Raw genomic sequence first — 16,144 nt, 5'->3', positions numbered from 1 at the left:
AGACTCTTGAGGCCAGCATCCGGTTAAACATTAATTTGAAATCAAAGTATGAGCATCGCTTTCACATTGTTCAAGTCGGCTTTCGACACAAGCTTCTTGTTTCCAAGTCTGCGCTTTTGCTTAGTTTCCTTCTTGGTAAGAATGTGATTTTTGAAAGCAGGCTTATGCTTTACTTTGCCGGTACCGGTCACTTTGAACCGCTTCTTAGCACCGGACTTTGTTTTTAACTTAGGCATCTTATTATCAATAAAAATCTTACTTCTTCGCTGTCTTTGCCATGATGATCATACCCATCCGCTTGCCTTCAAGCTTGGGCATCTGTTCCACCTTGCCAAACTCTTCCAGTCCCTGAGCAAACTTTAGAAGTAGGATCTCTCCCCGCTCCTTGTAAACGATAGAACGACCAGCAAAAAATACCGTGGCCTTCACTTTCGCTCCTTCCTTCAGGAAGTTCTCAGCATGCTTTAGCTTGAAATTAAAATCGTGCTCGTCGGTATTCGGACCAAATCGGATCTCCTTAAGAACAACCTTCTGAGCTTTCGCCTTTATTTCCTTCTGCTTCTTCTTTTGCTCGTATTTAAACTTCGAATAGTCGACAATCTTACAAACCGGCGGGTCTGCGTTGGGAGAAATCTCAACCAGGTCCAATCCTTTGTCCTGGGCCATTCTAATGGCCAAATGGATAGGATAAACATCCACTTTGATATCCTCACCTACGACCCTAACCTTAGGTGCTGTAATGCGCTCATTGATCCGGTATGGCTCCTCAGGTCTCTGAGGTCCCCGTCTCATAGGCTTGTTGAAATTGGGTCTGTTGTTGAAAATTGCGATACGTCTAAAGTTTAAGTTTTAAAAATAGGGTGCAAATATCGATATTTTTCGAGATTTTCAAATAGGCGCCGCACACTCATTGCGGAATGTTGACACGAAATCGTCAAGTTTTACGCTTCCCTGGTCTCCTTTGCCATGTCTCCGGACAGCCACAAGGCTGTCAGCTACCTCCTTCTCCCCTACAATAAGCATGTACGGAATCTTCTGAGTTTCAGCATCCCTGATCTTCCTGCCTATTTTTTCATCCCGATCGTCCAGAACGCCCCTGATATCCTGCTCCTTAAGCTTGTTGTAAACCAGTTCGGCATACTCGTTGAAGCGTTCAGAAATCGGAAGAACAGCTATCTGGTCAGGTGCCAGCCAAAGCGGGAAATTCCCTGCGCAATGCTCTATTAACACGGCAATAAATCGTTCAAGCGAACCAAATGGTGCACGGTGAATCATCACCGGAGTGTGCTTTTGGTTGTCTTTCCCGACATACTCAAGCTGGAAACGTTGTGGTAACTGATAGTCTACCTGGATAGTTCCCAGCTGCCAGCTGCGGCCAAGCGCATCCTTGATCATGAAGTCAAGCTTCGGACCGTAAAAGGCTGCTTCTCCCTGGATGGCGACAGTCTTCAGACCTCGCTCATCAGCGGCTTCCTGAATCTGTCTCTCCGCCTTGTCCCACTGCTCATCAGAGCCAATATATTTCTCCTTATTACCTGGATCTCTTAATGAAACCTGAGCAGTAAAGTCATTGAATCCCAGCGAAGTAAACACATGAAGGACCAGGTCAATCACCTTGATAAACTCGCCCTTCACCTGGTCTTCCATACAGAAGATGTGAGCGTCGTCCTGAGTAAATCCGCGAACCCGGGTCAGCCCATGCAACTCACCGCTTTGTTCATAGCGATACACGGTTCCGAACTCTGCGAGCCGAACCGGAAGGTCCCGGTACGATCGCGGCTTACTCCTATAAATCTCGCAATGATGCGGACAATTCATTGGCTTCAGAAGAAACACCTCTTCACCATCCGGGCTTGTGATCGGTTGGAATGAATCCTTACCGTACTTTTCAAAGTGCCCGGAAGTAACATACAATGCCTTACCGCCTATATGCGGAGTAACGACAGGATCGTATCCAGCCTTTATCTGGGCCTTGCGCATAAACTGCTCAAGACGCTCACGAAGTATAGTCCCCTTCGGTAGCCAAAGCGGCAGCCCCATTCCTACGCGTTCGGAAAAAGTGAATAACTCCAGTTCCTTACCAAGCTTCCGGTGGTCGCGCTTCTTGGCTTCCTCCAGCAGATGAAGGTATTCGTCAAGCTCCTTTTGCTTTGGAAATGTAATCCCATAAATGCGGGTAAGCATTTTGTTCTTCTCATCACCACGCCAGTATGCACCGGCAACATTCAGCAGCTTGACGGATTTAATAAATCCGGTGTTCGGCAGGTGCGGTCCCTTACACAGATCTACAAAATTGCCTTGCTGATAGAACGTAATCTTGCCATCATCGAGCCCTTCAATCAACTCAAGCTTGTATGGATCCTGCTTTTTGGTGAAGTATGATATTGCTTCCTGCTTGCTAACATCGCGGCGTTCATAAACGCTGTTCTTTTTAGCGAGCTCTTTCATCTTGCTCTCTATGGCCAGCAGGTCCTGCTCGCCAAAGGAACGTCCACCCAAATCAACATCATAGTAAAAGCCGTTGTCGATGGCCGGGCCAATCCCAAACTTCACATCCGGATACAACGCCTCCAGCGCCTCTGCCAGAAGGTGAGCCGAAGAATGCCAAAAAGCGAACTTGCCACCCTTGTCGTTCCACGTGAGTATCTTGATCGACGCATCCGTGTCGATTGCTCGGGACAAATCCCTGATTTCACCATTTACTTCAATAGCCAGTGCCACACGCGCAAGCCCCTCGCTGATGCTTGCCGCTATCTCGGCACCCTTCACTCCTTGCGGATACTCCCGAACAGTTCCATCGGGCAATGTAATCTTAACGTTCATGCTTTCTAATTCGACCAGCCTTTCTGATCAGGGGACAAATATGCAACATTTGGTGGACACTTGACTTCGGAAAAGAAGACGTGTTTTTGTCTTGAAAGTCAAGTCAGCTTCTTACGGCATAATTGTTTGCAGCGTTGTTTGTAAAACGGCAGACAATTCTGCCTGCGGTCTGCGAGGAGTTCCTGCGGAGGTAATGAGCAACAAGAGAGTAATAAGCCTGGGGCATGACAGTCTCCCGCGAAGCCGCTGCCTTTAAAAATCACACGGCAACAAACCTGTCCAACTGACAGGCGTAAATGCCTGCTCCTCACCAGAGAGGCACCAGAGAGGCACCAGCCATCCGTCTTTTTCCCAGGTGGTCCGCTCTTCTTCCCCTCTCCCTACGCACTCTTGGCGCACAGTTACCGCACTACGACCGCACTGACGACGCTCTCTGCCAGTCTTTCCCCAATCTCCTCCCACCGTTTTCCCATTCTTCGCCACACTTCTCCCATCGCTGCTCAGTCCATCACCAGCCTTTCCCAGAGTCCGACCGCACTTTTCCCAGAGTCTTATCGGACTTTTCCACACTCGGTCCAGTCTCTTCCCACACTTTCCCAGACTTAAACTGAACTTCCCATGCGCTAATGCTTGTTCATAAAACAATGACGATTTCCGGGGCAATCAACGAAATCAAAAAATCACAAACTAAATTGGAAGCTGCCCATGACTCCGAAGCTTCTCACATCAGGTCTGTCCAGATAACTCATCCGGTGAACGAAGTCGATCCGGAAAAAGCGGAAGATGTTCTCAATTCCATAGCTCAGTTCAACGTATGGCCTACTGTCGAAGTATCCCAACGGCAGCGTCTCCTCGCCATCCGGAGTCACCGGAGCGTTCATATCAATGTTGTTTTGACTCAGCGATCCCCAGATAACATTTGCCGACCCCACCAGGCGCCACTTGAGCTTACGCATAAGGGGTACGCGATTTAACAGGAAGCCTTCGAAATGATGCTGATACTGGATCGTCAAGTACTGATCACTTACAAACTCGCCATAGTTCATCAGGTTATAGGTGACCGGAGTATAAAGGAACGACTGGTTACCCAAATGGAGGCCAAGCAACGGATACGGTAGCGATCCAAATACCTTTTCACCCGTAACGTTCAGATAACCCAGCCCCAGCGGTCCGAACTTTATTCTTTTGTAAACGCTGAGGCGCAGTTTTTCATAATCAAAGTCGCTTGCCATAAGTCCCTTGAATCCGCGCGTATAGCGCACCGTTATAATCGGCCAGCGCGTGGCACCCAGACTGATCCGATCGTTATCCGACTGTATAAACAACTCATCGCGCGCATAACGCGACTCAAGTATTACCTCCGAAGTCGTAAAGTTCTGTCGGATCTCAGACTCGGCGATGTTCTCAGGGTCCTCGTAGTAACCGTAGTTAAAAGTCGGATCAAAGGTAAGATAGCGGAACCCTACTCGCTGTGTAAAGCCCTTGAACAACTCTCTCTTGAAGTCAACACGGGCTTCGTTCATGTAGTATCCCCTTCGGAAAAAACCGAAGCGTTGTGACGCCAGCAAAAGAAAGTTATCACCTGCCGTCTCTTCGTCCACACCCACACGCCCAAGATCGCTGCGTGCCCGTACGGTCACTGTCGTCCATCTGTCACGCGACAGGATGCGCTGGACATAGGCGGTGTATTTAAACTTTTCGTCCTTAAAACCATATCCAAGCTGGCCACCCAGTACCCACTTATCGCTAAACTGATAATTGGTTCTAAAGCCAGGCTGCAACCTGAGTCCTTCAATGTTATTAATGGCCAGCATAGAAACATAGGGTCCAATATCGATCTTGCCCGCTTTGTAGTAGCCATTGACTGCAATCTTAACGATGTCAGTATATGTGCGCACAACCGGGATCGTCTGAAGCGTGTCGATCATCCGGTATACATTCTTCTCAGTGCTGGTGAGCGGCTCGTGCCGAAGTGAGTCCCAGAACTTGTCCTCTTCATTCTGACGCGCATCCTCTGCCATAATAATGGGCTGGTGATAAAAGGATGGTTCGTACGGCTTATTGATAACGAAGTTCTTATTGGAGGTATAGAACTTCGCCAGCATCCCTGCACTCGTATTGGAAAGCTCACCAACGTCGACAAGCACGCGATTCTTTACCGGCAACCACGGTTCACCTTTGCCTGCTGGCTCAAGTTCCTGCTGAATTTTTATCTTCTCTACAAAGTTGATGTTGGCCGTCTTTCCCATGGTGGCATCGATCTGCTTCAGGGCATAGCCATCCTTCGTTATCCAGATACTGCCCGTGAAGGCAAGGTCCTGCGGACTCTTGGGAAAGAAATCAAGACGATAACAATAATAGTCGCCAACGTATAGGCTATCTACCAGGTCATACTCGTAATAAAGTCTCCATCCGTCTGCTATCGGCGACACAAACTCCTTCCCTACTATGTTCAACCAGTTTTGGTAAAAATTGTATTCCTGAAAAGAACTCCCGACAAACTGAGTCACGGTGTTGCCGTCTGTTACTCCCAGGCCATTGATCTTCGACCTCAGGATGTTTTCATAACGCAGACTGGGATTATCACGGTAGTAGATCTTTGAAACACTTTCCGTGATCAGCATAGGAAGGACGGGCTTACCTTCTTCTCCGGCAATTACCTCGATACTATCTAAAACCTGAGTGATCTTTTGAACAAGTTTCCGCTTTCGGAATTTTTCAGTGATGTGATCTACATCAATTTCAATCTTAGTATAGGTATCGTACTCGTAGGCGGTTAGCTTTCGCTTGTCGTTGTTGTTCTTATTTCGAACAACCTGACGCAGAATTGCATATGCAGGATTCTCACCAGCATTAATGACGACTTCCTGGAGACTGGTGGACACTTCCTCCAATTGGAAGTTAACTACCTGTGCAATACCCTTTGTGATTACCTTTTTACGGGTCTTGTAGCCAACGTACGAAGCCGAAATAGTATCCGATGGTGCAGTCGTGCGCATTTTATAATTACCGTCAAAATCGGTTGTAGCACCCCACGTCGTTCCAACCAGGATGACGTTTACGAATGGCAGCGGATCACCGCTATTGGCATCCGTCACTTTCCCCGAAATCACCGTCTCCTGCGCAAACGCCAGCACAGGCAGGACAAGACAGAGCGCCACAAACAGTCTCACCAGGACTAAGGACTTCACGCGTTTGAAATACACTTGTATACTCGTATATAATCTTCAGAGGGACCAGTCTCTCTGATCGCCTCACTGCACAGCCGACACTTTGATGTTTTCCTTCTCGCCCATAAAGCGGGGAGTAGTTTTCAGTATATACAAATCAAGGACCGCTTTCGTTCGTGCAAAGTACTCCCTCAAACGCACATTGAACGAATAAGATACATCCGGTTCGCTGGCAACCATTGCTACGGCGTCTATGCCATAATAACGACTGATGAATACTGCGCGATAACTATGAAATGGCTGTGTAATGATCGTGATCTTCTCCTGACCAAAAACCTCTTTACAGCGCACAACAGAATCCAGCGTTCGAAGGCCGGCCTGATCAAGCGTAATCGCGCTTGCCGGAACACCCAGCTTTATCAGCGCCTTCCTCATCTCCAGAGGTTCGTTGTAGTATTTCGAAGACCGGTTATCTCCACTCAGAATAAGATGATCAATCTTCCCCTGCTTGTAAAGCTCCGCAGCTGTCTCCATGCGACGGGCGAAATAGGGATTGATCCCCCCACCAACGGTTTTATTGCTTGTTCCCAAAACCAAAGCGACCCGATGGTTCGGCAATGACTTTGCATCGGCAAACACCCGGCTCGTAGTACTTTTAACTATCCAGACATTCGATAGAAGGACTAGTAATGCAAACACCAGCAAAGCTGTTGAGACTGTCCGGATCAACCACCGCATTACTATAGACATTGCCAAGGCTATTCAGACAAAGTTACTCAATTGTACGCAGAAACTCCCGCTCGATAACTGATGAGTTCCGAACTATTTTGCGGTACCATATGAGGCGAATCATGTCCTTTTCATCGTCCGAAAGGTCCATTTCAATCCCGCCGTCCCGAAGTCTGGAGACGAGGGTATTTAAACAAATTGCAACGCTCACAGAAATATTCAGACTCTCCGTGAAGCCATACATAGGTATCCTGACTTTCGCATCACATACTTCCAGCGCGGCCGGTGAAAGACCGCGTAGTTCATTTCCAAAAATCAATGCTATTGGAGAGGAAGCAATGTCAACATCAAAAATTGACTGACCATCAGCATCCGGATCAAGCGCAAAGATCCTGTATCCGTTTTCCTTCAGTTGGTTCACGCATGCAATCGTGTTATTCTCGTTTCGCGAAGCGTGCTTACGGATGGTCATCCATTTGTTCGCACCTTTTAACACCCGCGGATTGATGCTGTACTTAGTGATGTTTTCTACGATGTGTACTTCCTGCAGACCCATGCATTCGCAGGTGCGTATTACTGCGCTTGCATTCTGAGACTGGAATATATCTTCGAGAACAACGGAGACGCGACGTGTACGATTGCCCAATACGCGTTCGATGCCTTGCTTCTTATGGTCCGTAACGAATTGTGCCAGGTGTTCAAACACCCGCCGTTCAGAAGGTGTCAACATGGGCCTCTGCTACTTGTAAACCGGTATGGCGTTGTTGTTAGAAACGAATGAGATCAGTTGCGTTTGCTAAGTTCATCGCGAATCTTAGCTGCGCGTTCATAGTCTTCCTTGTCAATGGCGTCTTTCAGCAACTCATTGAGCTTATCAAGAGAGTAATTCTTGAAATCGTCCTTCTTCGTCGATTCCTTTTTGACTTTTGCTTTTGCTTCTGCCTTAGGCTCAGGCTTATCCTCTTCAACTTCGTCAGTCAACACAATGCCCGCCTCCGCGAGAATGCTCTCGTAAGTAAATATCGGTGAGTCGAACCGAAGCCCGATGGCAATTGCATCAGAGGGTCTGGCATCTACTTCACTTTTCTTCAACCCATCTGAACAAACGATCTTGGCAAAGAAAACTCCTTCCTTCAAATCAGAGATAATTATCTCTTCAACTGTGAAGTGAAAGTTGTTGGCAAACGCCTTGAACAGGTCGTGCGTCATCGGCCGGTTAGGGATGATCTTTTCGATTTCGATGGCTATCGCCTGGGCTTCAAACATGCCAATGATAATCGGCAGTCGTCGGTTGCCCTCAGTTTCGCCCAGCACTAACGCAAATGAACCAGCCTGTGACTGACTGGATGAAAGTCCGAGTATTTCAAGCTTGATCTTCTTCACTACTTCGCAGCTTTGATCGCTTCAGTCAATTTAGGAATTATTTCAAACGCGTCCCCCACAATACCATAATCTGCAGCCTTGAAAAACGGAGCTTCAGGATCTTTGTTTATAACAACAATATATTTTGACGAGTTCACGCCTGCCAGGTGCTGTATCGCACCCGATATGCCGACCGCAATATATAACTGTGGTGCCACTTTTACTCCCGTCTGCCCCACGTGTTCGTGATGCGGACGCCATCCCATATCAGACACCGGCTTACTGCATCCCGTAGCAGCATGAAGTGTCTTTGCCAACTCCTCAAGCATTCCCCAATTTTCAGGCCCCTTCATACCACGGCCACCCGACACGACAATGTTAGCTTCCGGCAACAAAATCTCACCGGTGGCCTTTTCAGTTGAAGTGATGCGTGTGCCGAAATCACCGTCAGTAACTCCCGATTGAAAAGCTGTCACCGGCACTGATGCTCCAACCTCCTGGATCGTTGCCGCATTTTTCTTAATCACGATAACTTTCTTAGCACTGCTAAGAGTTATCCATGCAAAAGCCTTTCCTGTGTAAATGCTTTTCTTCAGTTTCATTTCACCTGCGGCAACCTCCGGAATGCTCACGATGTTCGTTGCTATTCCTGCGCCGATTCTGGCCGCAACACGGGCAGCTACCGGAGTGCCCAGTGTAGATCCAGCCATCACAAGAATATCGGCCTGCTCCTCCTGTATTGCCTTTGAAAGAGCAGACGCATATGCCTGAATAATTCCATGACTGAGTCGGTTGTCCGGATCATGCAACACCTTACTGGCGCCATACTTACCCAGACTTTCGAGCTCTGATTTGTCGGCCTCACCAAGCGCAAGAGCAACGACATCGCCGCCCATACTCCTGGCATATGCCACTGCTTCAACGGAGGTCTTTTTAACCTTCCCTTCGGCAGTCTCTACAAACACAAGTATTTTCATTTCTCTAAAAAAAACTCCGTCACCCTATAAAATTCGCGCCTCATTTTTTAGCAAGTCTACCAGGTCCGATACCTTGTCAGCAGACACCAGCTTAACGGCTCCTTTTGGAGGAGGCAGCTCATACTTGTCCAGCTTAACAAAACTATCAACTGATACTGCCTCGACCACCTTTAATGGTTTTGTTCTTGCCGACATAATTCCACGCATGTTGGGAATCTTCCACTCGGCAATAGGTTCCTGGCAGCCAGCAACAAAAGGCAGGTTTACCTCAAGTAGCTCCTTACCGCCTTCAATTTCCCGCGCAAGCTTCGCCTTTCCGTCCGCTATCTCCAGTTTCATCACCGGCGAAACGGAAGGAATACCAAGCATCTCACCCACTAACGCATGCACCACTCCACTGTTATAATCGATAGACTCACGGCCCATCAAAATCAAATCATAGTTTAAAGAGCGCGCGTGCTCGACTATTTGCTTGGCAACAAAGAACGAATCTGTCGGTTCTGCATTTACTCTGACGGCATCGTCTGCGCCGATGGCCAGTGCTTTTCTTAAGGTAGGCTCAGTATCCGCGAGGCCAACATTTAAAACAGTAATTGTGGCCCCACCCGATTCCTTGAGTTCAACAGCGCGGGCCAGTGCATAGTCATCATAAGGACCAATAATGAACTGAACACCTGTGCTATCAAACTTTGTTTGGTTATTGATAAAGTTAATTTTGGAAGTCGTGTCGGGAACGTGTGTGATGCAAACCAAAATCTTCATCTTCCTCTAAATCAATGCGTTCGAATACGTTTTTTAAAACTGCGGTCAAGATACAAAAAACCGCTTCCGAATTGCAAAACAACACTAAATTTAACGCCACTGACAGCAGGTATCAGCGCCAGGGTGTTATGAACAATAAGTTAATTGAGCAATTGGAAAGATTCGTTCAGGAAGATCCGGATGACCCGTTCAATCTTTACGCATTGGCTTTAGAATATCTCAAGACTGACACAACAAAAGCTCAATCTCTTTTTGAGCAACTCACGGATCGTCACAAAGATTACGTTCCTACATACTATCAACTGGGACAGCTATACGCAGAGCAAGGCAGAACAGAAGAAGCAATACAGACTTTTGAACGCGGAGTAGTGGCCGCTCGTAATGCGGGCGACAATAAAGCATTAAGAGAAATGGAGGGCGCCAGGCTGGCACTCCTCTATGACAATTGAGAAATCAATGGGAGTTATTTCAGCGTTCACTAGTTCGCCACTGCACCATCGTCTACCCAGCAACTGATAAGATCTATCTCTGATTGCTTAAGTGTTCCTTCGCGAGGCATGCTTCGATCACGCGTTTTCGACTTTATACTCGCTGCGTAAAATTTGGCATTGTCGAATACCCGCAGGTCGCTTCTCGAATCACCATTGTGACAGCCGCTCAGCGCACAGGATTTTACAATGATAGGCCGTACATCATTTTCCCAGCTGACTCCACTAAACGCACGCGGCACCGTTACACTTAGATTAACACTGCATCCATTGTTGTCCTTCACGGTGATTCCATAAGTCCCGGTGGCAAGTGCAGCGAAGACGTTCGACTCGCCAAAACTTCCGGTACCAAGACGGTAACTGTATGGCGGATTCAACTGCTCAACATTTACCGTAACCTGCCCGTTGCCACCTAAACAATCACTATCGCCAATAAGCTGTGTTGTAAACTTGAAGTCCGACGCTTTGATAGCAACATTCTCAACAAAAGAAGAGCATCCATTTGCATCCGTAACACTGAGGGTATAAGCACCGGCCGAAAGATTCTTAAAGCTGCCGTCCGCCTGAGCAGGAAGTCCATTGATGGCAAACAAATAAGGCTCCTTTCCCGCACTTGCAGAAACGCCAATTGATCCGTCGGCAATGCTACAGCTCGTAGCATTTACAACTGTGCCAAGACTGACGATAGGTCCTGAGGTTGAACAATCCACAGGATCAGGATCACTGCCGCAGTTCCAACAGCATAAGCTCAGAAGCAAAAAAACAATAGCATTCCTCATCACCATAAGAGGGCAAATCTAATCAGCAGAAAGAGCACGCACGTATAGAACGATGCGCGTCAGCAAAAAACGATAACAGAATGCTGAAATATTCTGTAAGATGATGTGGATGCTCTGACGGAAAGCTATCAGAATGGTGTTTCGTCTCCCGGAGGAAGGCGCGGCGCCTCGCCGTCTGGCTCAAAAGTATTCAGCCGGCTCTCGCGTGTAATCATGCCAGAGAACGGATTGTCGTAGGATGATGAAGGTGCATCCAGATCGGCAAACTTCGTGTATTTACCAATGAATTTGAGCTTGACACTGCCAACGGAACCGTTACGGTGCTTGGCGATAATAACTTCACCGGTACCCTGTGTCGGCATTCCATCCTCATCAACGGTGATCTTGTAATACTCAGGTCGATAGAGGAACATAACAATATCAGCATCCTGCTCGATAGAACCAGATTCCCTGAGATCCGACAATTGTGGACGCTTATCTCCTCCCCTGGTTTCAACACCACGACTCAACTGTGAAAGCGCAAGCACAGGAACGTTCAATTCCTTGGCTATCCCTTTCAAAGCTCTAGATATGGATGCAATTTCCTGTTCACGGTTTCCACCCTGATCACCTCTCATAAGCTGAAGGTAATCGATCACGATAATCTGGATATTATGTTCTGCCTTTAAGCGTCTGCACTTGGCGCGCAATTCAAGAACAGAAAGTGCAGGAGTATCATCAATAAATATCGGTGCCGATGAAAGTCGGTTTGTCTTATGCACAAGCTGGGTCCACTCATGGTCAGCAAGTTGTCCCTTCTTTATCTTTTCGCCTTCGAGCTCAGCTTCGGCTGATATCATACGATTAACGAGCTGGATAGACGCCATTTCAAGTGAGAATATGGCAACGGCATGCTTGAATTCGACAGCTGCATTTCTGAGTGCCGAAACAACGAACGCAGTTTTACCCATACCAGGTCGCGCAGCAATGATAACAAGATCTGAACGCTGCCATCCTGAAGTCATACGGTCAAGCGCAGTAAAGCCACTGGGCACGCCGGTAAGACCATCTTTGTGCTCCTTTAACTGTTGCAATTCCTGTATGGCACGCGTCATGAGGTTTCGCATGCTGTCGTAGTTCTTGCGAAGGTTGGAGTCGGATATTTCGAATATCGACTGCTCAGTCTTATCGAGAAGCTCGAAGACATCTGTTGTGTCTTCGTAGGCATCGCTGTGTATTTGAGAAGCAACCTGAATGAGATCCCGTTTGATCGACATCTCCATAATCACCCGCGCGTGATACTCGATGTTGGCGGCGGAACTTACCTTGGCCGTGAGTTCAGCGATGTAATAGGCGCCACCGATCAATTCGAGCTTGCCGGTTTTCCGCAGCTGATTTACAACGGTGCGCATATCTACCGGGTCCGATGCCTTGAACAGGTCGACAATCGCGGTGAATATCTCTTTGTGCTGCTCTTTATAGAAGTGCTCAGCCTTGAGGAATTCTACAACGGCATTGAGCGCGTTCTTTTCCAGCATCAACGCACCCAATACTGCTTCTTCAAGATCGGGCGCCTGAGGCGGCAACTTACCAAGACTCTCCGCGATATCTCTTGGAACTAATTTTCCTGATTTGCTGCTTAACCTCAGAGGCGTCGATCTGCCTTGCTCCATACAGTGGTTGTTGTTGCTTTTTTCGTAGGGGCGACAAACGTAACATCAAACCGATTCAATGCCGTCTGATCTCTCCACAACTTATTAACATTCAAATAACAATTTTGTTGTTAATAAATTCGGGCCAGGAGTTGATAATGGTTCCACCTTTCTGTCCTATATATGGGATCATCTTCAAATCAATCAGACTTTTAAACAACAAACATTTTCCTTTACTTTAAGCCGGAATTTTTTTTCATGCACCAACAGAAACAGAGGGTACACTTCATAGCCATCGGCGGAAGCGTGATGCACAATCTGGCGGTTTCCCTGAAACTGGCCGGCCATGAAGTAACTGGATCTGACGACGAAATCCACGACCCTTCACGCAGTACCTTAATACGTCATGGCTTACTGCCTGATTACGAAGGATGGAACCCCGATCGTATCACTCCAGAATTAGATGCCGTGATCCTGGGTATGCACGCCCGGAAGGATAACCCCGAACTGCTGCGAGCTCAATCACTTGGCCTCAAGATCTATTCGTTCCCTGAATACATCTACGAGCACTCCAGGAACAAACAGCGCGTGGTCATTGCCGGCAGCCATGGCAAGACAACCATTACTGCTATGGTCATTCATTGTCTGAATCATTTCGGACGGAAATTCGACTACGTAATCGGCGCGCGGGTGAAGGGTGTTGAACATACGGTGAAGTTATCGGACGCCCCGATCATTGTTATTGAGGGAGATGAATACCTTTCTTCTGCACTCGACCCTACACCAAAATTACTGCGCTATCAGCATCACATAGGATTGATCAGCGGTGTTGCCTGGGATCATGTTAACGTGTTTGCCGAAGAAGAGGATTATCTCAAGCAGTTTGATCGCTTTGCCGACGAAACTCCAAAGGGCGGTACGCTCATATATTGTGAGCAGGACTCACTTGCATTGATTATCGGCAAGAAGGATCGTGCCGACGTACTCTCAGTTTCATACAGGAGTCATACACATTCAGCCGACGGCACGGGAAAGTTCTTTATCACCAACGGTAAGGAAAAATATCCGGTGAAGGTTTTTGGAAGCCACAACTTCCAGAACATGAGTGGTGCCAAGGAGGTCCTTAAGAAGATCGGGATCACTCCCGAGATGTTCTTCGAGGCTATTCAATCTTTTGAGGGCGCTGCTGGCAGACTCGAAAAAGTTGCCGAGAACAAGACCTGCGCCGTATTCAAAGACTTCGCTCATGCACCATCAAAAGTGAAAGCAACAGTCAAGGCCGTCAAGGAAATATTTCCTTCGCGTGATCTGGTTGCCTGCCTGGAGCTGCATTCTTTCAGCAGTCTCACAAAGCGATTCCTTCCGCAGTACAAGGACAGCATGAAAGTCGCATCTAATCAGCTCATTATGATCGATCCTGAGAAGCTTAAGTCGAAGGGCTTGGAGAGCATCAGCGAAGCAGATCTCAAGAAGGCATTCAATGCTCCGAACCTGACTCTTTTTACCTCCCGTGCGCAGCTCGAATCATACCTTTTGTCACAACGTTGGGACAATAAGGCGTTGCTAATGATGAGCTCGGGCACATTTGGCGGATTGGATCTGAAGGGCCTTGCTTCACGGATCATTTCTTAATTCACTGCGCGTTACTTTTGGTTTCCATGAAGTTGAATCTTAAGACCCCCCTTTGCTTTTTTGATCTCGAAGCAACGGGTACAAACATCATAACGGATCGTATCGTTGAGATTGCCGTCATCAAACTCATGCCGGGTGGTGAAATCCTGCGCAAATCGAATGTGCTCAATCCAACGATACCCATACCGCCTGAAGTCACCGCGATACATGGACTCACCGATGAGGACGTAAAGGACAAGCCAACGTTTAAAGCGGTCGCCAAAGAGTATGCACGGTTCTTTGAAGGTGCTGACCTGGCGGGATTTGCTATTATGAAGTTCGACGTTCCGTTACTCGTCGAGGAGTTTCTTCGCGCCGACGTTGAGTTCGATTATACCCGAAAAAAGGTTATCGACTCACAAAAGATTTTCCACCTGATGGAAAAGCGGACGCTATCGGCTGCTTATAAGTTCTACCTGGGAAAAGAGTTTGAGAACAGTCATACCGCTGAAGCCGACACCGAAGCATCGATGGACGTATTGCTGGCTCAGGTCGAGCGATACGAAAACCAGGAAGTGACTGATACGCTCAATCGGAAGATTGGTGAAATCAAAAACGACATGGAAGCTTTACATAAAGTGACGTCGGTACAACAGGTTGACCTTAGTGGCCGCATGATACTCAATGAGAAGGGTCAGGAAGTCTTCAACTTTGGCAAGCATAAGAACCGGGTGGTGACCGATGTTTTCAAACAGGAGCCGGCTTACTACGACTGGATAATGAATGGAGAATTCCCGCTGGACACGAAGCGAAAAGTCACGGAGATCAAGCTGAGAGGGTTTAAGCGATAGAGCCCTTCTTCAATATTTAAAAAAATGAGAGCGACCTGAAGGCCGCTCTCACTGTATATATCCTATGGTTTGACTTGTTATTTCTTCTTGTATGTCAACGCTTCCGGGATCCAGCCTTTCAGGTCTGCAACGCGGGTGCTATGCGACGGGTGAGTAGACAGGAACTCAGGAGGTTCTGCGCCACCACTCATTTTCGTCATGCGTTCCCAGAAGGCTGGTGCTGCATTCGGATCATACCCTGCAATCGTCATAAAGATCAAACCGATATGGTCAGCCTCTGACTCATGGGAGCGGCTAAAGCTTAGCATGCCAAGGTTTGTTCCGGCACCTACTGCCTGCATCAATAGTGCCTGGCCTGCTGTTGGATTCTGGCCCATAAGAGCTCCAACGGTACTCAGCCCGTACTGTGCTACCATCTGCTGGCTCATGCGCTCACGCCCGTGATTTGCGATAGCGTGTGCAACTTCATGCCCCATTACAACCGCTACACCAGTTTCGTCCTGGCAGATAGGCATGATGCCGGTATAGAAAGCAACCTTTCCACCGGGCATGCACCAGGCATTAACAGTTTTAGGATCATCAATGAGATTAAACTCCCATTTAAAGCCTTCAAGCTCCGATGACAGATTCTTTTGCGCCATGTACTCTTCCACAGCCTTCTCAATCTTTAGGCCTACCCTCTTCACCATTTCAGTCTGCTCCCGATTCTTTGAAAGCGGACCTTTAGCCACTACAGAATCGTATTGTTGATTGGCTACGGGAATGATCTCAGCATTGGAAACGAGGCTTAACTGGCTTCGCCCTGTCACGGCCACCTTGGCGCAAGCAAACAGGACCAGTGCAACAGCAAGAGATAACAATAACTTCTTCAGCATGACATTTTTTTGGCCAAAAGTACAAATCCCGGGCCGGATTGTTTCATAGATTTGTGAATTGTAAACCAGCATTGCGCCAGCCCAAA

Annotated in this window: 15 protein-coding genes; 3 read left to right on the top strand and 12 right to left on the bottom strand. The window is 47.8% G+C overall.

Annotated elements, in window-relative coordinates; all coding sequences use genetic code 11:
• Positions 1–41: 41 nt before the first annotated feature.
• The 9 genes from rpmI to WBG78_RS17415 all read right to left on the bottom strand — a co-directional run bounded on the left by rpmI (position 42) and on the right by WBG78_RS17415 (position 9,823).
• Positions 42–236 (bottom strand): 50S ribosomal protein L35, encoded by a 195-nt coding sequence (rpmI, locus tag WBG78_RS17455; protein WP_337327748.1) that lies wholly within the window; start codon positions 234–236, stop codon positions 42–44.
• A gap of 19 nt (positions 237–255) precedes the next feature.
• Positions 256–792: a translation initiation factor IF-3 gene (gene infC, locus WBG78_RS17450; RefSeq protein ID WP_337327747.1), complete on the bottom strand. Its 537-nt coding sequence runs from the start codon at positions 790–792 to the stop codon at positions 256–258.
• Positions 793–888: 96 nt separating this feature from the next.
• Entirely contained in the window at positions 889–2,823 is a 1,935-nt protein-coding gene (gene thrS, locus WBG78_RS17445) for a threonine--tRNA ligase (protein ID WP_337327746.1), read from the bottom strand.
• Between the two features lie 680 nt (positions 2,824–3,503).
• On the bottom strand, positions 3,504–6,014 hold the full coding sequence (locus tag WBG78_RS17440) for a DUF5686 and carboxypeptidase-like regulatory domain-containing protein (RefSeq protein ID WP_337327745.1): 2,511 nt from the start codon (positions 6,012–6,014) through the stop codon (positions 3,504–3,506).
• A gap of 63 nt (positions 6,015–6,077) precedes the next feature.
• Entirely contained in the window at positions 6,078–6,743 is a 666-nt protein-coding gene (locus tag WBG78_RS17435) for a SanA/YdcF family protein (protein ID WP_337327744.1), read from the bottom strand.
• Between the two features lie 22 nt (positions 6,744–6,765).
• Entirely contained in the window at positions 6,766–7,452 is a 687-nt protein-coding gene (locus tag WBG78_RS17430; protein WP_337327743.1) for a TrmH family RNA methyltransferase, read from the bottom strand.
• A 53-nt stretch (positions 7,453–7,505) separates the two neighbouring features.
• Positions 7,506–8,105 (bottom strand): bifunctional nuclease family protein, encoded by a 600-nt coding sequence (locus tag WBG78_RS17425; RefSeq protein WP_337327742.1) that lies wholly within the window; start codon positions 8,103–8,105, stop codon positions 7,506–7,508.
• Positions 8,105–9,061 (bottom strand): electron transfer flavoprotein subunit alpha/FixB family protein, encoded by a 957-nt coding sequence (locus WBG78_RS17420; protein ID WP_337327741.1) that lies wholly within the window; start codon positions 9,059–9,061, stop codon positions 8,105–8,107. The genes WBG78_RS17425 and WBG78_RS17420 overlap by 1 nt, the downstream gene beginning before the upstream one ends.
• A gap of 24 nt (positions 9,062–9,085) precedes the next feature.
• Positions 9,086–9,823, bottom strand: a complete 738-nt coding sequence (locus WBG78_RS17415; RefSeq protein ID WP_337327740.1) for an electron transfer flavoprotein subunit beta/FixA family protein — start codon at positions 9,821–9,823, stop codon at positions 9,086–9,088.
• A gap of 128 nt (positions 9,824–9,951) precedes the next feature.
• On the opposite strand from WBG78_RS17415, the gene WBG78_RS17410 reads away from it, so the two are divergent.
• A complete protein-coding gene (locus tag WBG78_RS17410) occupies positions 9,952–10,272 on the top strand; it encodes a tetratricopeptide repeat protein (protein WP_337327739.1) in 321 nt (106 codons plus the stop codon).
• A gap of 29 nt (positions 10,273–10,301) precedes the next feature.
• Here WBG78_RS17410 and WBG78_RS17405 read toward each other — a convergent pair whose 3' ends face one another.
• Together WBG78_RS17405 and dnaB are read right to left on the bottom strand one after the other, a co-directional pair.
• Positions 10,302–11,021 (bottom strand): hypothetical protein, encoded by a 720-nt coding sequence (locus WBG78_RS17405; RefSeq protein WP_337327738.1) that lies wholly within the window; start codon positions 11,019–11,021, stop codon positions 10,302–10,304.
• Between the two features lie 197 nt (positions 11,022–11,218).
• Positions 11,219–12,742 (bottom strand): replicative DNA helicase, encoded by a 1,524-nt coding sequence (dnaB, locus tag WBG78_RS17400; RefSeq protein WP_337327737.1) that lies wholly within the window; start codon positions 12,740–12,742, stop codon positions 11,219–11,221.
• Between the two features lie 237 nt (positions 12,743–12,979).
• Here dnaB and WBG78_RS17395 point away from each other — a divergent pair, with 237 nt between their 5' ends.
• Complete coding sequence (locus tag WBG78_RS17395) at positions 12,980–14,353, top strand: UDP-N-acetylmuramate--L-alanine ligase (protein WP_337327736.1); 1,374 nt, start codon at positions 12,980–12,982, stop codon at positions 14,351–14,353.
• Between the two features lie 26 nt (positions 14,354–14,379).
• Complete coding sequence (locus tag WBG78_RS17390; RefSeq protein ID WP_337327735.1) at positions 14,380–15,183, top strand: 3'-5' exonuclease; 804 nt, start codon at positions 14,380–14,382, stop codon at positions 15,181–15,183.
• Positions 15,184–15,260: 77 nt separating this feature from the next.
• Here WBG78_RS17390 and WBG78_RS17385 read toward each other — a convergent pair whose 3' ends face one another.
• Positions 15,261–16,058 carry a M48 family metallopeptidase gene (locus WBG78_RS17385; RefSeq protein WP_337327734.1) on the bottom strand — a complete coding sequence of 266 codons (798 nt, stop codon included), beginning with the start codon at positions 16,056–16,058 and terminating at the stop codon, positions 15,261–15,263.
• Positions 16,059–16,144: the final 86 nt, after the last annotated feature.

This window comes from Chryseolinea sp. T2 (genome assembly GCF_037203685.1).
In the GTDB taxonomy this organism is placed as follows: domain Bacteria; phylum Bacteroidota; class Bacteroidia; order Cytophagales; family Cyclobacteriaceae; genus Chryseolinea.
Note: the sequence above shows the minus strand (reverse complement) of the source record. Positions and strands in the feature narration are given on the sequence as shown.